Origin of the sequence: Hydrogenophaga sp. (assembly GCF_035481345.1) — a bacterium.
Lineage (GTDB): Bacteria > Pseudomonadota > Gammaproteobacteria > Burkholderiales > Burkholderiaceae_C > Hydrogenophaga.
Window position 1 is genome coordinate 1 of sequence record NZ_DATIGV010000079.1, and the last position, 17,896, is coordinate 17,896.

Annotated in this window: 15 protein-coding genes and 1 pseudogene; 8 read left to right on the forward strand and 8 right to left on the reverse strand. The window is 69.4% G+C overall.

Going from position 1 to position 17,896, the window contains the following annotated elements:
• From VLG41_RS08170 to earP, 3 genes and pseudogenes are all read right to left on the reverse strand, one after another.
• Nucleotides 1–289: pseudogene (locus VLG41_RS08170) on the reverse strand (oxidoreductase); the annotation flags it as partial.
• Between the two features lie 77 nt (nt 290–366).
• Entirely contained in the window at nt 367–921 is a 555-nt protein-coding gene (efp, locus tag VLG41_RS08175; RefSeq protein ID WP_325348899.1) for an elongation factor P, read from the reverse strand.
• A 105-nt stretch (nt 922–1,026) separates the two neighbouring features.
• Nucleotides 1,027–2,073, reverse strand: a complete 1,047-nt coding sequence (gene earP, locus VLG41_RS08180; protein ID WP_325348900.1) for an elongation factor P maturation arginine rhamnosyltransferase EarP — start codon at nt 2,071–2,073, stop codon at nt 1,027–1,029.
• An 83-nt stretch (nt 2,074–2,156) separates the two neighbouring features.
• Here earP and VLG41_RS08185 point away from each other — a divergent pair, with 83 nt between their 5' ends.
• The 5 genes from VLG41_RS08185 to VLG41_RS08205 are packed head-to-tail and all read left to right on the forward strand — an operon-like array spanning nt 2,157 to nt 7,465.
• The gene (locus VLG41_RS08185) at nt 2,157–3,131 is read left to right on the forward strand and encodes an NAD(P)-dependent oxidoreductase (RefSeq protein WP_325348901.1); all 975 of its coding nucleotides are present in this window, start codon (nt 2,157–2,159) and stop codon (nt 3,129–3,131) included.
• A 3-nt stretch (nt 3,132–3,134) separates the two neighbouring features.
• Nucleotides 3,135–4,475, forward strand: a complete 1,341-nt coding sequence (locus VLG41_RS08190) for an amidohydrolase family protein (RefSeq protein ID WP_325348902.1) — start codon at nt 3,135–3,137, stop codon at nt 4,473–4,475.
• A 58-nt stretch (nt 4,476–4,533) separates the two neighbouring features.
• Entirely contained in the window at nt 4,534–5,508 is a 975-nt protein-coding gene (locus VLG41_RS08195) for a tripartite tricarboxylate transporter substrate binding protein (RefSeq protein ID WP_325348903.1), read from the forward strand.
• The gene (locus tag VLG41_RS08200) at nt 5,505–6,383 is read left to right on the forward strand and encodes an NAD(P)-dependent oxidoreductase (protein ID WP_325348904.1); all 879 of its coding nucleotides are present in this window, start codon (nt 5,505–5,507) and stop codon (nt 6,381–6,383) included. Before VLG41_RS08195 ends, VLG41_RS08200 begins: the two co-directional genes overlap by 4 nt.
• 17 nt (nt 6,384–6,400) lie before the next feature.
• Nucleotides 6,401–7,465 (forward strand): maleylacetate reductase, encoded by a 1,065-nt coding sequence (locus tag VLG41_RS08205; protein ID WP_325348905.1) that lies wholly within the window; start codon nt 6,401–6,403, stop codon nt 7,463–7,465.
• A 340-nt stretch (nt 7,466–7,805) separates the two neighbouring features.
• On the opposite strand, the gene VLG41_RS08210 is transcribed toward VLG41_RS08205, so the two are convergent.
• From VLG41_RS08210 to VLG41_RS08225, 4 genes are all read right to left on the reverse strand, one after another.
• The gene (locus VLG41_RS08210; protein WP_325348906.1) at nt 7,806–9,128 is read right to left on the reverse strand and encodes a hemolysin family protein; all 1,323 of its coding nucleotides are present in this window, start codon (nt 9,126–9,128) and stop codon (nt 7,806–7,808) included.
• A gap of 95 nt (nt 9,129–9,223) precedes the next feature.
• Nucleotides 9,224–9,553, reverse strand: coding sequence for a hypothetical protein (locus VLG41_RS08215; RefSeq protein WP_325348907.1), 330 nt, complete (start codon nt 9,551–9,553; stop codon nt 9,224–9,226).
• 61 nt (nt 9,554–9,614) lie between these two features.
• Nucleotides 9,615–11,318, reverse strand: coding sequence for a YbaL family putative K(+) efflux transporter (gene ybaL / locus VLG41_RS08220; RefSeq protein ID WP_325348908.1), 1,704 nt, complete (start codon nt 11,316–11,318; stop codon nt 9,615–9,617).
• A gap of 85 nt (nt 11,319–11,403) precedes the next feature.
• Complete coding sequence (locus VLG41_RS08225) at nt 11,404–12,321, reverse strand: LysR family transcriptional regulator (protein ID WP_325348909.1); 918 nt, start codon at nt 12,319–12,321, stop codon at nt 11,404–11,406.
• Nucleotides 12,322–12,420: 99 nt separating this feature from the next.
• Between VLG41_RS08225 and VLG41_RS08230 the strand changes: the two genes are divergently transcribed.
• Nucleotides 12,421–13,617, forward strand: coding sequence for an MFS transporter (locus tag VLG41_RS08230; RefSeq protein ID WP_325348910.1), 1,197 nt, complete (start codon nt 12,421–12,423; stop codon nt 13,615–13,617).
• 92 nt (nt 13,618–13,709) lie between these two features.
• The gene (gene ppk2, locus VLG41_RS08235) at nt 13,710–14,621 is read left to right on the forward strand and encodes a polyphosphate kinase 2 (RefSeq protein WP_325348911.1); all 912 of its coding nucleotides are present in this window, start codon (nt 13,710–13,712) and stop codon (nt 14,619–14,621) included.
• A gap of 76 nt (nt 14,622–14,697) precedes the next feature.
• Here ppk2 and VLG41_RS08240 read toward each other — a convergent pair whose 3' ends face one another.
• A complete protein-coding gene (locus tag VLG41_RS08240) occupies nt 14,698–16,923 on the reverse strand; it encodes a catecholate siderophore receptor Fiu (protein ID WP_325348912.1) in 2,226 nt (741 codons plus the stop codon).
• 385 nt (nt 16,924–17,308) lie between these two features.
• Between VLG41_RS08240 and ahpC the strand changes: the two genes are divergently transcribed.
• Complete coding sequence (gene ahpC / locus VLG41_RS08245; protein ID WP_325348913.1) at nt 17,309–17,872, forward strand: alkyl hydroperoxide reductase subunit C; 564 nt, start codon at nt 17,309–17,311, stop codon at nt 17,870–17,872.
• The last annotated feature ends 24 nt before the right edge of the window (nt 17,873–17,896 follow it).

A 17,896-nucleotide genomic window follows, 5' to 3' on the forward strand; every position in this document is an offset into this window, starting at 1 on the left:
GGTGCTTTTCTATGGACAGGAAGGTCAGGCGAGCGCAGCGCCTGGGGTCGGTGCGCCAGGCGTCCCAGGTCGCGAGGAAGTTGTTGCCCAGGCCGAACCCGGTTTCCAGCACCGTGAAGTGCTCGCGGCCGGCCCATCGGACGGGCAGTCCGTTGCCGCCCAGGAACACGTGCCGTGCCTGCGCCAGCGCGCCGGCCGCGGTGTGGTACACGTCACCGAACGCCGGCGCGAATGGCACGCCCTCCGGCGTGAAGTCGATGCGTGCGGGACGGATCGGTTCGCTTTTCATCGGGGCAGGGCATCAAAGCAAAAGGGCACCGACGGTGCCCTTTGGTGCTTGCGCATGCGCTTGGAGGCCGGAGCCGCTCAGACGCGCTTCTTGTACTCGTGCGTGCGGGTGTCGATTTCGACCTTGTCGCCTTGTGCCACGAAGATCGGCACCGGGATCTCGAAGCCGGTGGCGATCTTGGCGGGCTTCAGCACCTTGCCTGAGGTGTCGCCCTTGACGGCGGGTTCCGTCCAGGTGATCTCGCGCTCGACGCTGGTGGGCAGTTCCACGGAGATGGCCTTGTCGTCGTAGAACACCACCTCGACGGCCATGCCGTCTTCCAGGTAGTTCAGGGCGTCGCCCATGTTCTCGGCTTCCACCTCGTACTGGTTGAAGTCGGCGTCCATGAAGACGTACATGGGGTCGGCGAAGTAGGAGTAGGTGCACTCCTTGTGGTCCAGGATGACCTGGTCCATCTTGTCGTCGGCCTTGAAGACGACTTCGGTGCCGATGTTGCCGAGCAGGCCCTTGAGCTTCATGCGCACGGTGGCGGCGCCGCGGCCACCACGGGCGTACTCGGTGCGCAGGACGATCATCGGGTCCTTGCCGTGCATGATGACGTTGCCGGCGCGGATTTCTTGGGCGATTTTCATGAGGGAGTTCCGTTGAAGGGATCGCCCGGCGGTTCGGGCGAAGGGCCGGCATCTGCGGTGGATGGACCTGGCCCGGGTTGCGGGTTTGTCGCGAAACCCGGCATTTTACCGTTTTCGCCCCACCGCCTGGCCCAGCTGCGTCGCGAGGTCGGGCTGGGCCAGCAGCCGCCGCCGCGCGGCCTGCACGGTCTCGCGCCAGCCGTCCACCACCTCCCACCCCGGCCAGGCCGGCGCGCCGGGCGCTGATGGCGAAGCCGGCAAGCCGTTCCAGTGGTGGTGGAAGGCGCGCAGGCTGGCCGGGGCGTCCAGCCAGTCCAGGAAGGCCCGCAGCTTGGCGTGGTGGGCGTCGTCGTGCTGGGGGTAGATCTGCCAGACGAAGGGCTGGCCGGCCCACAGGGCGCGCACCAGCGAGTCCTCGCCGCGCACGAGGTTGAGGTCGGCGCTCCAGAGCAGTTCGTCAAAGCCGCGCTGGTCCCGCCAGGGCAGGGCGTGGCGCGTGGCGCCCGGCGCCAGCGGCAGGCCCTGCGCGGCGGCGGCCGATCGGCCCGGCGTGACCAGCCAGTGCGCCTGGGCCTCGGCCATCACGGCCGCCAGGGTGGGGGGCTCGTAGCCAAAGAGCACGATGCGTCGGCCATCGGTGGGCAGCCCGTGTGCGCCCAACCAGGCCGTCCGGTCGAACGCGGCCTGCCTCGCACCCAGGTCGTCCTCGCGCAGCAGCCCGCCGGTGCGCTCGGTGAAGCCGGGGTAGAAGAAGCGCTTGGTGAGGCCCTTGCCCGGCCCGCTCATCACGGGCGAGGGCAGGCCGTGGCAGCGCTCCACCCAGGCCTCGGCGCTCAGGTACTCCAGGTTGATCCAGGCCGGCTCGGTGGTGCGCGCCGCGACGAAGGCCTCGGGCGGCTCGCAGCCGAAGGCCTCGATCCAGACCTCGCCCGGCACCACGCCTTGCAGGTCGAAGGGCTCGCGCCAGGGCAGCACGCGCACGCCGGCTGCGCCCTCGGGCGCCATCCAGGCCAGTGGCGCGGGGTCGTCGATCCACAGGCGCACGGCCTGGCCGCGCGCGCCGAGCTGCGCGGCCAGGCGCCAGCAGACGCCGATGTCGCCGTAGTTGTCGATCACGCGGCAGAAGATGTCCCAGGTGCGGGGCTCGCTCATGCGGCCGATCATGCCCGCTTCCGTGGTGACCCCGGGCGCCCTTGAAAAACTGATTTCCGCGTGCCGGGTTGTCGCTGGGGGTGGTGCATGGACACACTCGGCGCCCTCGACAGACCACAAGAGGAGACAAGCACGTGAGCCAATCATTGGGATGGATCGGCCTGGGCCGCATGGGCGAGGCCATGGTCAAGAAACTGCTGCAGGCCGGACACGGCGTGAAGGTGTGGAACCGCACGCGCAGCAAGGCCGAGCCGCTGGCCGAGTACGGCGCGCAGGTGGTCGACAGCAAGCTCGACCTGGCCGGCTGCGACACCATCTTCACCATGGTCTCCACCACCGACGACCTCAAGCAGGTGCTGTTCGGCGAAGGCGGCGTGATGACCGGCGCGAAGAAGCCGCGCACCGTGATCGACAGTTCTTCCATCTCGCAGGAAGGCTCGGCCCAGATCCGCGAGAAGCTCGAAGGCATGGGCGTGGCCTACCTCTGCGCGCCCGTCTCGGGCAACGCCAAGGTGGCCAAGGCGGGCAAGCTGCTGGTGGTGGCTTCGGGACCGAAGGCGCTGTACGACGCGAACGAGAAATACCTGGCGGCGATGTCGCGCAAGGCCATGTGGGTGGGCGAGGGCGAGCTCGCCCGCGTCTGGAAGATCGCCCACAACACCATGTTCGGCGTGATCATCCAGAGCCTGTGCGAGATCACCGTTCTGGCGGAGAAGGCCGGCATCCCGCGCCACGTGTTCCTGGAAAGCATCAACGACTCGGTGCTGGGCAGCATGTACACGCGCTACAAGACGCCGGTGCTCACGAAGCTCAGCTTCGAGCAGGTGACCTTCACGCCCAAGCTGCTGCTCAAGGACATGGACCTCGGCCTGGGCGCGGGCAAGGCGCATGGCGTGCCCATGCCCTCGGCGGCGGCCACGCGCGAGAGCATCGCGCGCATGGTGGGCCGCGGCCACGACGACGTGGACTTCGCCATCCTGCTGCAGGAAACCGCGAACGACGCCGGCCTGACGATCGCGCCGCTGAACGTGGACGTGAGCGACGGCCTGTCGAGCTGAACGATGGCGCAGCGCACCCTCATCCGCGGCGCGTCCATCGTCACCATGGACGCGCAGGGCGACCTGCCCGTGGGCGACCTGCTGGTATCGGACGACACCATCGAGGCCATCGCGCCGCACCTGTCGGTGGACGAGGCGCAGGTGGTCGACGCCAGCGGCTGCATCCTGGTGCCGGGCTTCGTCAACGCCCACATGCACACCTGGCAGACCGCGCTGCGCGGCGTGGCCGCCAACTGGACGCTGCTGCAGTACTTCAAGAACATGCACGCGGGCCTGGCCACGGTGTTCGCGCCCGAGGACCTGCGCATCGCCACGCTGGTGGGTGCGTTGAACCAGCTCAACTGCGGCACCACCACGCTGGTGGACTGGTGCCACAACAACCCCACGCCCGCGCACAACGACGCGGCGGTGGACGCCTTGCTGCAGTCCGGCATCCGCGCGGCCTTCTTCCACGGCACGCCCAAGCCCGATCCCAAGCCCGGGCAAACGCCCTTCTGGGAGGTGCCGCACCCGCGCGCCGAGGTGGAACGCCTGCTCAAGGCCCACCAGGGGAAACCGCTGCTGGAGATCCACGCCGCCGTGCTGGGCCCGCACTACAGCACGCTGGACGTGGCGGTGCACGACTTCCGCATGGCCAAGGACCTGGGCCTCATCGCCTCGCTGCACCAGGGCGGCGGGCCGGCGCGCACGCCCGACGGCTGGGAGCGGCTGGAGGAACAGGGCCTGCTTGGTGAGCAGATCAACATCGTGCACGGCCACGCGCTCAGCGACGAGCAGTTGAAGCGCTTCTGTGAACTGGGCATGAGCTTCTCGGCCGCGGCCGAAAGCGAAATGTCGCAAGGCCACGGCCACCCGCTCACGGGCCGCCTGCGCGCGCTGGGCCGCGCACCCTCGCTGGGCGTGGACCTGGAGAGCGTGATGGGCGGCGACATGATCAGCCAGGCGCGCATCGCCCTGGGCATCCAGCGCAGCCTGGACAACGTGGCCCACCGCGCCGCGCACGGCACCATTCCCGACACCTCCACCATCACCACGCGCGAGGCCCTGGCCTGGATCACCGTGGAGGGCGCGCGCATGCTGCGCCAGCTCGACCGCATCGGCACCCTGGCCCCGGGCAAGCAGGCGGACCTGGTGCTCATCCGCGCCGACGAACTGAACATGCAGCCCGTGCACGACCCGGTGAGCGCGGTGGTGTTCCAGGCCACGCTGGCCAACATCGATTCGGTCATGGTCGCGGGCCAGTGGCGCAAGCGCGCCGGGCGCCTCGTCGGCGTGGACCTGCCGCCCTTGCTGACAGCGCTGCGCGCCTCCGGCCAGAAGATCACCCAGGCCATGGGCTTGTGAGTGAACGCGCGGGGGCGCCTGCGGGCCTCCGTCACATCCACCCAGCAGGAGACACGTGATGAAGACAAGCTTGAGCGGGAAGTGGCTGTTGGTCGCCGGTGCGTATGCACTGGTCATGGGCGCGGCCTGGGCGCAGGGCAGCCCGGGCAAGCCCATCACCTTCGTGGTGCCCTTCACCGCGGGCAGCGGCACCGACATCGTGGCCCGCCTGGTGGCCGAGACCATGCAGCGCAACATGGGTCAGACCATCGTGGTGGAGAACCGCCCCGGCGCGGGCGGCAGCATCGCCTCGGCCCAGGTGGCGCGCGCCGAGGCCGACGGCCACACGGTGCTGATCCCCTCGTCGAGCCACGCCGTGAACCCGGCCGTGTACCCGAACCTGCCCTACGACACCCTGCGCGATTTCGTCGGCGTGACCGCGCTGGCCGCGCTGCCCAACGTGATGCTCACCGCGCCGGGCAAGGGCTACAAGACCGTGGCCGACGTGGTGGCCGCCGCCAAGGCGAAGCCCGGGCAACTGAACTACGCCTCGGCCGGCATCGGCAGCGCCACCCACCTCAACGCCGAGAAGTTCCGCCTGCAGGCCGGCATCGAGGCCACGCACGTGCCTTACCGCGGCACGCCCGAGGCCCTGGCCGACGTGATGGGCGAGCGCGTGGACTGGTTCTTCTCGCCGCTGTCGTCCGCGCTGCCGCTGATTCGCGAGGGCAAGGTCGTGCCGCTGGCCGTGAGCACGGCCACGCGCCACGCCGCGCTGCCCAACGTGCCCACCACGGTGGAGGCCGGCGTGCCGGGTTCGGACTTCGTGTTCTGGGTCGGCATGGTGGTCAGCGCGAAGACGCCGCCGGCGCAGATCGAGCGGCTGCACGCCGAAGCGAGCAAGGCCCTGGCCGACCCGGCGGTGGTCGAGCGCCTGGGCCGCCAGGGCGCCGTGGCCTACCCCCTGTCCACGGCCGATTTCAACCAGTTCATCCGCACCGAGATGGACGCCGCCGCGCGCATCGCGCGCGCGGCCAACCTCAAACCGCAATGAGCACAACGGAAACCTGGCGCATCCACGTCATCGGCGTCGGCAAGATGGGCCTGCCCATGGCCCGCCACCTCCTGGCCGCGGGGCACACCGTCACGGTGGAAGACCCGTCGGCCGAGCGCCTGGCCCTGGCCCGCGAGGCCGGGCTGGGCGTGGCCGACGGCCTGGCTGGGGCGCAGGTCATCGTCTCTTCCCTGCCGCACGATGGCGCGCTGCTCGCGGTGAGTGAGCGCGTGGTCGCGAACGGGGTGCAGGGCGCGGCCTGGGTGGACACCAGCACGGTGTCGCCCGAGGCCTCGGCCCGCGCGGCCGAGGCCTGCGCGCGTGCCGGTGTGCAAAGCCTGCGCTGCACCGTCTCGGGCAACAACCACATGGCCGAGGCGGCGCAGCTCACGGTGATGGCCTCGGGCCCCAAGGCCCTGCACGAGCGCCTGCTGCCCCTGCTGCGCTGCTGGGGGCCCACGCAGTTCTGGCTGGGCGAGGCCGAAGAAGCGCGGTTGATGAAGCTGGTGGTGAACCTCATGATCGCGCAGACCAGCGCCATGCTGGCCGAGGCGCTGAGCCTGGGGCAGAAGGGCGGCCTGGCCTGGGCCGACATGTGGCAGGTGATCGGCGCCAGCGCCGTGGCCTCGCCCATCGTCAAGGCCAAGAGCGTGCAGCTCTCGCAGCGCGACTACACGCCCACCTTCACCGTCGGCCAGATGAACAAGGACATCGACCTCATCCTCGGCGAAGGCGCGCGCTTGCGGGTACCGTTGACGCAGACGGCGGCCACGCGCCAGCTCATGTCGGCCGCGCAGGCGCAGGGCGATGCGGCGCTGGACTACGCGGCCATCATTCGCGTGGTGCAGCGCGCCGCCGGCCTGCCCACCGATTGAGGAAGGAAAGAGACCGCATGCGATCGTTCGTTTATCAGGGCCTGCCCAGCCGCGTGGTGTTCGGCGCGGGCGCACTGGCGCAATTGCCGCAGGCCATCCAGGCCATGGGCGCGCAGCGCGCGCTGGTGCTGTGCACGCCCGAGCAGCGCGCCAGCGCCGAGCGCGTGTCGCAACTGCTGGGCGAGCGCGCCGCCGGCATCTTCGACCGCGCGGTGATGCACGTGCCGATCGAGACCGCGCGCGAGGCGCGCGAGCTGGCGCGCCAACTGGGCGCCGATTGCGCCGTGGCCATCGGCGGCGGCTCCACCACCGGTTTGGGCAAGGCCATCGCGCTCGACTCGGGCCTGCCCATCCTGGCCATTCCCACCACCTACGCGGGCTCGGAGATGACGCCGATCTACGGGATCACCGAGGCCGGCCTGAAGAAGACCGGCAAGGACCTGAAGGTGCTGCCCCGGAGCGTGATCTACGACCCCGAACTCACGCTGAGCCTGCCTGTTGGCCTGAGCGTGACCAGCGGCATCAACGCCATCGCGCACGCGGCTGAAGGCCTTTACTCGGTGGAGGGCAACCCGGTGATCGACCTGATGGCGGAAGAGGGCATCGCCGCCATCGGCCGCGCGCTGCCGCGCATCGTGGTGGATGCGAAAGACATCGAGGCGCGCGGCGATGCGCTCTACGGTGCCTGGCTGTGCGGCATCGTGCTCGGCTCGGTGGGCATGGCGCTGCACCACAAGCTGTGCCACACCCTGGGTGGCAGCTTCAACCTGCCGCACGCCGAGACGCACACGGTGGTGCTGCCGCACGCGCTGGCCTACAACGCCGCCGCCGCGCCGCAAGCCATGCGGCGCATCGCGCGCGCACTGGGTCGCGACGACGGCCAGGCCGCGCAGGCGGTGTTCGACCTGGCGAAGGCCAACGGCGCGCCGGTGGCGCTGCGCGACATCGGCATGAAGGCGGAAGATCTGGACAAGGCCTGCGGGATCGCCTTGCAGAACCAGTACCCCAACCCGCGACCGCTGGAGGCCGGGGCGATACGCGCGCTGCTGCAGGCGGCGTGGGAAGGCGCGCGGCCTTCCTGATGCTTGGCTGAAGGCCCGCGCCTTTCACGCCACCACCTCGCGAAGATCGGGCGCCAGGGCGCTCTGTTCCGCGAATGTCCCCCGGACCGGCTGCGCCGGTCCTCCTCCTTTATTTCGCTACACAGAGCGCCCTGTCGCCCGATCCTCCAACCACGTGGGCGTGCCGCAGGTGGTGGTGTGCCTGGCTCTCCGCTGCCCGAGGGCGCTGGGTGGCCGACGCAGCGAAATAAAGGAGGAGCCAAGGGCACAGCCCTTGGCGGGGGACATTCGCGGAGTCGGCCACCCAGTGGCCTTGGGCTACCCAGAAGCGGTGGCCCGCAAGCGCCGGCCAACAACCCCCTCAGCCGTCCGAACCGTTGCTCTCCACCGCCGGCGGATCGATCGGCAACTTCGTCGCCATCACCTTGTCGATGGTGCGCCCGTCCATGTCCACGATCTCCAGCCGCCAGCCCTCCCAGGTGGCGCAGTCGCCCACGCGCGGCAGGCGGCCCGTCAGCAGCATCAGCATGCCGCTGAGCGTGTGGTAACGCCCGCGCTCCTCGTCGGGCACGCTGTCCAGGTCCAGCCGGTCCTTCAGCTCGGGCACCGGGATGTGCCCGTCCAGCAGCCAGGAGCCGTCCTCGCGCTGCATGGCCCATGAAGTCTCGGGGTCGCGCGGCTGGAACTCGCCGGTGATGGCCTCGATGAGGTCCTGCAGCGTGACGATGCCCTGCAGCTCGCCGTACTCGTCGATCACGAAGGCCATCTGCACGTCGGAGAGGCGGAAGTTGTCCAGCAGCTCCATGCCCGTGATGGTTTCGGGCACGTACAGCGGCTGCTGCAGCGGCTGCTCGGCCAGCTCGCGCGCCGCGCCGCGCAAGGCCTGCGCCATCCACTGGCGCGCGTTCAGCACGCCCTGCAGATTGCCCAGGTTGCCCTTGACCACGGGGAAGCGCGAATGCTCGCTGGTCTCCACGCGCGCCATGTTCACCTCGAAGGACTCCTCGAGGTCGAGCACCACCACGTCGCTGCGCGGCACCATCAGCGAACCGATCTGGCGGTCGTCCAGGCGGAACACGTTGCGCACCATGGCGTGCTCGTGCGATTCGATCACGCCCGCGCTCGTGCCCTCGGCCAGCATGGCGTGGATCTCTTCCTCGGTCACCGCGTTCACGTTGCCTTCCTTCACGCCCAGCAGGCGCAGCAGCGCGCGCGTGGACACCGACAGCAGCATCACGAAGGGCTTGGTGGCCTTGGACAGCCAGTCGATCGGCCGCGCCACCAGGCGCGCGAGCGCCTCGGGGTAGGTCTGGCCCAGGCGCTTGGGCACCAGTTCACCGACGACGATGGAGCAGTAGGTGATGACCACCACCACCAGCGCCGTGGCGCCGTACTGGCTGGCCTGTTCCGGCGCACCCAGGGTCTGCAGCCAGAGCGCCAGCGGGCCCGCCAGCGCCGCCTCGCCGACGATGCCGTTGAGCACGCCGATGGAGGTGATGCCGATCTGGATGGTGGAGAGGAAGCGGTTCGGGTCTTCGCCGAGCTTGACGGCCGCAGCGGCCGCGCCGTCGCCCTCGTCGATGAGTTTCTGCAAGCGCGCCTTGCGCGCGGTGACAAGCGCCAGCTCCGACATGGCGAAGACGCCGTTGAGGAGGATGAGCGCGATCAGTAAGGCAATTTCCATGGAGGTGTGAGAAGCAAGTGCCGGGCCGTCCGCGGCCACCGCGTGGGGCGGCGGCGCTCGAAGGCGGACAGGGCGTGGGAACCGGGGGGGCTGGGTCAGGCGCGCCGGGGCGGGCGGAACGGGCCGTCCAGCAGGGGCCAGCGCGGCAGGCCCACGTTCGTGGACGCCCGGGCCGGCGTCATCACGTGCGACAGCAGCGGTGCGGCGCGCCGCTGCAGGGTGTCGGGGAGGTCGGGGAGCTCGTCGCCCAGCGCGTGCTCCAGGTCGGCCAGGCCCTTCTGGCTCTTGGCGAGCGGGTCGCTGGTGGCGGCCTTCACCAGCGCGTCGGCGGCGCGCGGCACGTCGACGATGTGGTCCGGGATGTTGAAGCCCACCACCCCGAGCAGGAAATGGCAGGCGAACAGCGCGATGAGCCAGCGGCGCATGATGGAGCGGCGATTCTACGGGACCACCCCAGCGGGGCGTCCTCCGATGCCGAAAGGGCGGTCAATGCGCCTTTTCAAGGGGCGGTGGCGCCAGCACGTGCCGCGCCATGGCGTGCGCCAGTTCGGCCTCGCCCAGGAACACCGTGCCCACGCCGGCGGCGCGCAGGCGCTCGGCCTCGTCCTCGTTGTGCGACCGCACCACGATCTGGATCTCGGGGTTGAGCGTGCGCGCGGTCTCGATCATCTGGTGCAGGGAGAGCGTGTCCTGCGTGGCGATGACCAGCATGCGCGCCTGCGCGATGTGGGCCTGGATCAGCACCTCGGGCTCGCCCGCGTTGCCCACCACGGCCGCCATGCCCTTGGCGCGCAGGGCCTCCACCACTTCGCGGTTCTGGTCGGCCACCACGAAGGGCTGGCCCGCGGCCTTGAGCGCCTGCGCGATGCGCCGCCCCACGCGGCCATGGCCCACCAGCACCACCTGGCGCGAGAGGTACTTGGCTTCGGTGCTGCGCGGCAGCTCGGCCAGCGGGTCGTCGCGCGCCTCCAGGCGGCGGATCAGCGGCGAATGCTGGCGCAGCAACTCGCGCAGCGGCTCGATGGCCTTGAACAGCAGCGGGTTGATGGCGATGGAGATCAGCGCGCCGGCCAGCACCAGGCTGTGGCCCTCGTCGGGCATCAGGCCGAGCCGGGCGCCCAGGCCCACCAGGATGAAGGAGAACTCGCCGATCTGCGCCAGGCTGGCCGAGATGGTGAGCGCGGTGTGCAGCGGGTAGCGCATCAGCAGCACCAGCGCCACCGCCGCCAGCGACTTGCCCACCACGATGATGGCCACGACGCCCAGCACGTGCACCGGCTCCCGGATCAGCACGTAGGGGTCGAACAGCATGCCCACGGAGACGAAGAACAGCACCGCGAAGGCGTCGCGCAGGGGCAGCGATTCCTCCGCCGCGCGGTGGCTGAACTCGGACTCGCGCAGCACCATGCCGGCGAAGAAGGCGCCCAGCGCGAAGGACACGCCGAACAGTTCGGCCGAGGCGAAGGCGATGCCCACGGCCGCGGCCACCACGCACAGCGTGAACAGTTCGCGCGAGCCGGTGCGCGTGACCTGCCACAGCAGCCAGGGGAACAGCTTGCGCCCCACCAGCAGCATGAGCGCCACGAAGGCGCCCACGCGCAGCAGCGTGAGCCCCAGGGCCGTGCCCACGGATTCGGCGCCACCGTTGTCGGGTGCGGTGCCGCCCAGGAAGCCCGCCAGCGGTGGCAGCAGCACCAGCACCAGGACCATGGCCAGGTCTTCCACCACCAGCCAGCCGACCGCGATGCGGCCCGTGATGGATCCCAGGATGCCCAGGCTTTCCAGCGCGCGCAGCAGCACCACCGTGCTGGCCACCGACAGCGAGATGCCCAGCACCAGCGCGGGGCCGATGCCCCAGCCCCACCAGGTGGCCATGCCCATGCCCATCAGCGTGGCCACCACCATCTGCACCACCGCGCCAGGCAAGGCGATCTTGCGCACCGAGAGCAGGTCGTCGAGCGAGAAGTGCAGGCCCACGCCGAACATCAGCAGCATCACGCCGATCTCGGCGAGCTGCGAGGCGATCTGGGTGTCGGCCACGAAGCCGGGGGTGTAGGGGCCGATGATGACGCCGGCCAGCAGGTAGCCCACCAGAGCGGGCAGCTTCACGCGCGCGCAGAGGAACCCCAGGATCAGCGCCAGCCCGAGGCCGGCGGCAATCGTGTTGATCAGGGCGACATTGGCGTGCATGCGGCGGGTTCGTGGGGTGCGTCGGGTGGGGGAGGGGTGCCCGAGTGTGGCGCAATTTCGCGCCCTGGCCGGACGCGGGTTTTCCTCAGCGCGCGAGCGACTGGCCGTGCGCCTTCACGATCTCCAGGAAGCGCCGCAGCCGCGCGGCCTGGAAGCGCGCCGGCGGGTAGACGAGCTGCACCGGCAGCGGCTCGGCGCGCCAGTCGGGCACCAGGTGCACGAGGCGGCCTTCGCGCAGATCCTGCCCCACGAGCCAGGCCGAGACGATGGCCACCCCCAGACCCGCGAGCACGGCGTTGCGCAGGGCGTACAGGCTGTCGGTGCGCAGGCGCGGGCGGATGTCGAAGCGCTGCGCGGTGCCGCCGCCCACGGGGTGCAACACCACGCGGTCCCGGTAGAAGGTCTGCAAGGCCAGCCAGGGCAGCTCGCGCAACTGCTCCGGTGTGCGCGGTGCCTTGTGCCGGCCCAGCATCGCGGGCGCGCCGATCACGATGCGCGGCAGCTCGAACAGCGGCACGGCCACCACGTTCGGGTCGCGAACCTCGCCGACCTGGATCGCGCAGTCGATGCCCTCGGCCGCAAAGTCGGGCTGGCGGTCGGCCAGCAACCATTCCACGCGCACGTCGGGGTGCGCGCGCAGGTACTCGGCCAGCGGTGCCATGAGGTGCTCCTGCCCCAGCGCGTGCGGCACCTGCACCTTGAGCGTGCCGCTGGCCGCACGCCGCGAGCCACGCAGTTCTTCTTGCATGGCGTCCCACTCGTCGATCAGCGAACGCGCCATCGCCAGGCAGCGCTCGCCGTCGGGCGTGAGCGTGGCCGCGTGGGTGGAGCGGCGCAGCAGGCGCACGCCGAAGTGGCGCTCCAGCGCCTGCAGGCGACGGCTCACGGTGGGCTGGGTGGTGTTCAGGCGCTGCGCCGCGGCCGACAGGCTGCCGCTCTCGACGATGCGCACGAAGGTCTGCAGCAGCTCGATGCGGTCGATGGCCAGGGTGGCTTCTTTCATGCGTAGGACGTATGAAGCATGTTCGCGGCGAAGTCTATCCATGCCTCGAACGAATGGGAAGAATGCGCTGCATCTCAACAGTCGCATTCGGAACCCTCCATGTCTTCCATTCACCTGACGCATGACCAGGCCGGGGCCCGCCCGGTCCCGGCCGGGCTGGCCCCGCTGCTGGCGGCGGGCGCGGGCTTCAGCGTCGCGGCCATCTACTACAGCCAGCCCCTGCTGCCGGACCTGGCGCGCGGCCTGCAGGCCAGCGAGGGCGCCATCGGCGCGGTGCCCATGCTCACGCAACTGGGCTACGCGGCCGGCATCCTGCTGCTCGCGCCGCTGGGCGACCGCTACGACCGGCGCCGCGTCATGCTGGTGAAAGCGGGGCTGCTGGCGCTGGCGCTGCTGGCCAGCGCGCTGGCGCCGGGCATGGCCGTGCTGCTGGCCGCGAGCCTGTTCGTGGGCCTCACGGCCACGCTGGCGCAGGACTTCGTGCCCGCAGCCGTGTCGCTGGCGCCCGAGCACCAGCGCGGCAAGGCGGTGGGCGCGGTGATGACGGGCCTGCTGCTGGGCATCCTGCTGTCGCGGGTGGTGAGCGGCCTGGTCACGCAGGCGCTGGGCTGGCGCGCCATGTTCGGGTTGGCCGCCGCGAGCCTGGTGTTGCTGGCCGTGGCGGTGTACTGGCGCGTGCCTTCGTTCCCGGCCGCCACGCGCCTGGGGTACGGCCAGTTGCTGCGGTCCATGGCGGGGCTGTGGCGCCAGCACTCGCCGCTGCGCCGCGCGGCGTTGGCGCAGGGGCTGCTTGGCCTGGGTTTCAGCGCCTTCTGGTCCACGCTGGCCGTGATGCTGCACGCGCGCTTCGACCTGGGCAGCGGCGCGGCGGGCGCTTTCGGCCTGGCGGGGGCGGCGGGCGCGCTGGCCGCGCCGCTGGCGGGCCGCCTGGCCGACCGGCATGGCCCGCGCCGCGTGGCCGTGCTGGGCGCCAGCGTGGCTGCGCTGGCCTATGCGCTGATGCTGGGCATGGACTGGCTGCCCGCGTCGGGCCAACTCCTGCTGCTGGTGATCAGCGCCATCGGCTTCGACTTCGGTTTTCAGGCCGCGCTGATCGCGCACCAGAGCACGGTCTACGGGCTGGACCCCGCGGCGCGCAGCCGCCTCAACGCCATGCTCATCACGGCCATGTTCGTGGGCATGGCGGGGGGCTCGGTGCTCGGGGCCTTCGCCTACGCGCACTGGGGCTGGCCAGCCATCGCGGCCATCGGCGTACTGAGCTCCACGCTGGCCGCGCTGTGGCGCTGGCGGGCCTAGCGCCGGTCGTCGCATGGGCTTCGTGTGACTGTCATGTGAACGTCACACATCGGGGTAACACTGGCCTGTTCGGTAGAAGAAAGGACAGCGCCATGCTCATGAACCACAACGACGACCTGATGCGCCGCCTGAGTGACGACCTCATGGACGGCTACGACGAGGAACTCGAGATGGAGATCGAGGACCGCGACCTGCGAGAGGACGCGGACCCCGAAGCCGCCGCGCAGCGCAAGGAAGCGCGGCGGGTCTACTTCCGCGAACTCTTCCGCCTGCAGGCCGAACTGGTGAAGCTGCAGGACTGGGTGGTGAGCACCGGCCACAAGCTGGTGGTGGTGTTCGAGGGCCGCGACGCGGCCGGCAAGGGCGGGGTGATCAAGCGCATCACGCAACGCCTGAACCCGCGCGTGTGCCGCGTGGTGGCGCTGCCCGCGCCCAACGACCGCGAGCGTACGCAGTGGTACTTCCAGCGCTACGTCACGCACCTGCCCGCAGGCGGCGAGATCGTGCTGTTCGACCGCAGCTGGTACAACCGCGCCGGCGTGGAGCGCGTGATGGGTTTCTGCGACGACGCGCAGCTCGAGTCGTTCTTTCGCACCGTGCCCGAGTTCGAGAAGATGCTCGTCAACTCGGGCATCCAGCTCGTGAAGTACTGGTTCTCCATCTCCGACGAGGAGCAGGAGGCGCGCTTCCTCGGCCGCATCCACGACCCGCTGAAGCAGTGGAAGCTCAGCCCCATGGACCTGGAGAGCCGCCGCCGCTGGGAGCTCTACACCAAGGCCAAGGAAGAGATGCTCGCGCGCACGCACATTGCCGAGTCGCCCTGGTGGGTGGTGCCGGCCGACGACAAGAAGACGGCGCGGCTGAACTGCATCCACCACCTGCTCTCGCTCATTGCGTACCACGAGGTGGAGCGCCCGGGCATCACGCTGCCGGAGCGCATCCGCCACGAGGGCTACCGCCGCCACCAGGTGCCGGGCGAGATCTACGTGCCCGAGGTGTACTGAGCACTGCCCGCCGCGCGGGCGAAAAAAAACCGCCAGGCGGGTGGCCTGGCGGCAAGTCCTTGGGTGTCGCGGTCGGTCAGAACTTGAAGTTGGCGGTCAGCATCGCCGAGCGCGGCACGCCCAGCGTCAGGCGCGAGCCGCCGTTGTTCAGCACCGAGAGGTATTCCTCGTCGAACAGGTTGTAGACGTTCAGGCGCAGGCTGACCTTGTCGTTGATCTGGTAACCCAGCATGGCGTCGGCCACCCAGTAGGAGGGGATGTTGGGCACGTTCTGCGTGGCGGGGTTGGCGCCGTTGATGACGCGCTTCTGTTCGGACACGTAGCGCGTGCCGAAGCCCATCGTCCACTTGTCCAACTGGTACGAGGTCCACAGCGTCAGCGTCAGGTCGGGCGACCAGCGCACGCCGTCGGTGATCGTGACGCCGTTCGTGCCGCTGCGCTGATCGATTTGCCTGGTGCTGGTCTTGGCCAGGCCGGCGCTGATCTGCCAGAAGTTGGTGATCTGGCCCACCGCCGAGAGTTCGATACCCTGCACGCGCGTCTTGCCGAACTGCTGCACGGTGTTGGTGACGGGGTCGGTCGAGGTCTGCTTGTCGTTCTCGATGCGGAAGATCGCGGCCGCCACGTTCAGGCGCTTGTTGAGCAGGTCCCACTTGGTGCCGAGTTCGATCGAGCGGGTCTCCTGCGGGTCCAGCGCGGCGTTGTTCTGGTTGTTGTCCTGCGCGCTCAGGGTGAAGTTGTTGCCGCCGGGCGGAGTTTCCGAGGTGGCGTAAGCGGCATAGACGCTGCCGTTCTGGGCGGGCTTGTAGGTGGTGCCCAGGCTCCAGCTCTTGAGCGTGCGCGAATCGTCGAGCGCCGTCGTGAGCACACCGGCTGCGTTGTTGGCGCGCGTGCGCAGCTTGTAGCGGTCCAGGCGCAGGCCTCCGGTGAGCGACCACTGCTCGTTGAACTTGACGGTGTCGAAGGCGTACAGCGCGATGGTGTTGGTGGTGCCACCGGACTCCGCGCCCGTGCGCGGGCCGAAATTGGCCATCGCCTCGTGCGGATTGGGGTTGTAGAGGTTGGCTGGCGGCGTCGTGCCCACGGCGGTGCCATGGTCGAAGCTCGTCTGCTTCTCATGCAGCAGTTCCACACCGGCCGCCAGCGAGTGCGCCAGGCCGCCCGCGTTGAACTCGGTGTTCACGCTGGTCTGGTTGGCGAAGATCTCGTTTTCCTGGTCCACGCGCTGGCGCGAGCGGCTGATGTTCCAGGTCAAGGGGTTCGCCAGCACCGCGCCGTTGCCGGTGGTGCTGATGGCGTTGATGCCGGTCAATGTGCGGTCCATGTGCGTCTGGCCGACGCGCGTGATGTTGCGCACCGTGGTACCGGCGCCGAGGTCGTGCTCGATCTTGGCGGTGATCATGTCGGCGTCGACCTTCTCGCGGTCGTTCACGCCGCCGTAGTAGTTGTCGCGATCGACCTTGGGGGCGTTGCGGACGGCGGGGGTGGCGTTGTAGAAGCCCTCGAAACCGATCGACGGAATGCCACCGTCCGGCACGTTCTTCTGGCGGATGTGCTGGCTGTACAGGTGGATGCGCGTGGGCGTGTCCAGGCCGGTCACGTACGACAGGCCCAGGCCCTGGCCGGTGTTCTCCACGTAGTCGCGGCCGTCCACGCCGCTGTCCTGCACCATGGCGTTGATGCGGATGGCGGATTCGTTGCCGAGTTGCTTGTTCAGGTCGGCCGCCACGCGCTTGCGTTGGGCGGTGCCCAGGGTGACCGAGGCGCTGTTCTCGTCGCCCAGGTGCGCCTGCTTGGTCACCAGGTTCAGGAAGCCCGAGGCAGCGCCACGGCCCGTCTCGGCGCCGGCGGCGCCCTTCACCACCTCGATCTGCTCCAGGTTGAACGTGTCGCGCGTGACGGCACCCAGGTCGCGAATGCCGTCGACGAAGGTGGACTGCTGCAGCGAGAAGCCGCGCAACTGGAAGGTGTCGCCGGCGGAGGTGTTGCCGTTCTCACCCATCTGCATGGTGATGCCGGGGGTGTTGCGCAGCGCCTCCATCAGCGTGATGGCGCCTTGCTCCTCGAGCACCTCCTTCTTGATGATCTGCACCGTCTTGGGCGTGTCCAGCAGGGGGGCGGTGAACTTGTCGTTGGCCGACTTCTCGGCCTTGTACGGCACCTCGGGCGCCTCTTTCACCGTCACGGTGGGCAGGGTGGCGTTGGGGGCGCTTTGCGCCATGCCGGCCGCGGGGGCGACGGCGGCCAGCAGAGCCAGGAGTTGGGCGGAAGGGCGGGGGGAGAGGCGGCGGTTGCGTGCCATGTTGGGTCCTTGAGGCAGTGGTGAGTCGGCTGGCTGGCTTCCTCATCACGGCGCGCAAGTGCCGGTCGGCACGAGGGGGAGCGCGGCGTCGGTGGCTGGCTGCGGGCGGGATTATTGCTAATGAAAACGGTTCTCATTAACAATACGTGCAAAATTTCTACACACTTTGTTGCGTTGGCACATCAACATCGCCCCAGGCGTACCGATTGCCCAGGACCGCAGCGGGCGTCATTCGTGCTGCACGGCACAAAAATGCCTATGGGTCGGATAAAGACTATTAATCCGGATCATTCATAGTCATCCACTATGATTGCCCCTGTCGCGTAGAACGCTGTTCGGCGCCGCCACCGTTCCCCATTCCCTTCAACCGCAACCAGGAGTTCCCATGTCCCTGATCAACACCACCGTTCAACCCTTTTCCACCACGGCCTTCCACAACGGCAAGTTCGTGCCGGTGAGCGACCAGAGCCTGCGCGGCGAGTGGTCGGTGCTGGTGTTCATGCCGGCGGCCTTCACCTTCAACTGCCCGACCGAAGTGGAAGACGCGGCCGACAACTACGCCGAGTTCCAGAAGCTGGGCGCCGAGGTGTACATCGTCACCACCGACACGCACTTCTCGCACAAGGTGTGGCATGAGACCTCCCCCGCCGTGGGCAAGGCCAAGTTCCCGCTGGTGGGCGACCCCACGCACCAACTGACCAACGCTTTCGGCGTGCACATCCCCGAAGAAGGCCTGGCGCTGCGCGGCACCTTCATCATCAACCCCGAAGGCGTGATCAAGACCGCCGAGATCCACGACAACGCCATCGCGCGTGACATGAAGGAAACCCTGCGCAAGCTCAAGGCCGCCCAGTTCGTGGCCAAGAACCCCGGCCAGGTGTGCCCCGCCAAGTGGAACGATGGCGCCAAGACCCTGACGCCCTCGCTGGACCTCGTCGGCAAGATCTGATCGCCGCGATTCGCTGAAGCCCCG

Coding starts and splice junctions, on each gene's coding strand:
- efp (WP_325348899.1), bottom strand. CDS start 921: ATGAAAATCGCCCAAGAAATCCGCGCCGGCAACGTCATCATGCACGGC.
- VLG41_RS08195 (WP_325348903.1), top strand. CDS start 4,534: ATGAAGACAAGCTTGAGCGGGAAGTGGCTGTTGGTCGCCGGTGCGTAT.
- VLG41_RS08200 (WP_325348904.1), top strand. CDS start 5,505: ATGAGCACAACGGAAACCTGGCGCATCCACGTCATCGGCGTCGGCAAG.
- earP (WP_325348900.1), bottom strand. CDS start 2,073: ATGAGCGAGCCCCGCACCTGGGACATCTTCTGCCGCGTGATCGACAAC.
- VLG41_RS08230 (WP_325348910.1), top strand. CDS start 12,421: ATGTCTTCCATTCACCTGACGCATGACCAGGCCGGGGCCCGCCCGGTC.
- VLG41_RS08225 (WP_325348909.1), bottom strand. CDS start 12,321: ATGAAAGAAGCCACCCTGGCCATCGACCGCATCGAGCTGCTGCAGACC.
- VLG41_RS08205 (WP_325348905.1), top strand. CDS start 6,401: ATGCGATCGTTCGTTTATCAGGGCCTGCCCAGCCGCGTGGTGTTCGGC.
- VLG41_RS08210 (WP_325348906.1), bottom strand. CDS start 9,128: ATGGAAATTGCCTTACTGATCGCGCTCATCCTCCTCAACGGCGTCTTC.
- ybaL (WP_325348908.1), bottom strand. CDS start 11,318: ATGCACGCCAATGTCGCCCTGATCAACACGATTGCCGCCGGCCTCGGG.
- VLG41_RS08190 (WP_325348902.1), top strand. CDS start 3,135: ATGGCGCAGCGCACCCTCATCCGCGGCGCGTCCATCGTCACCATGGAC.
- VLG41_RS08215 (WP_325348907.1), bottom strand. CDS start 9,553: ATGCGCCGCTGGCTCATCGCGCTGTTCGCCTGCCATTTCCTGCTCGGG.
- VLG41_RS08240 (WP_325348912.1), bottom strand. CDS start 16,923: ATGGCACGCAACCGCCGCCTCTCCCCCCGCCCTTCCGCCCAACTCCTG.
- ppk2 (WP_325348911.1), top strand. CDS start 13,710: ATGCTCATGAACCACAACGACGACCTGATGCGCCGCCTGAGTGACGAC.
- ahpC (WP_325348913.1), top strand. CDS start 17,309: ATGTCCCTGATCAACACCACCGTTCAACCCTTTTCCACCACGGCCTTC.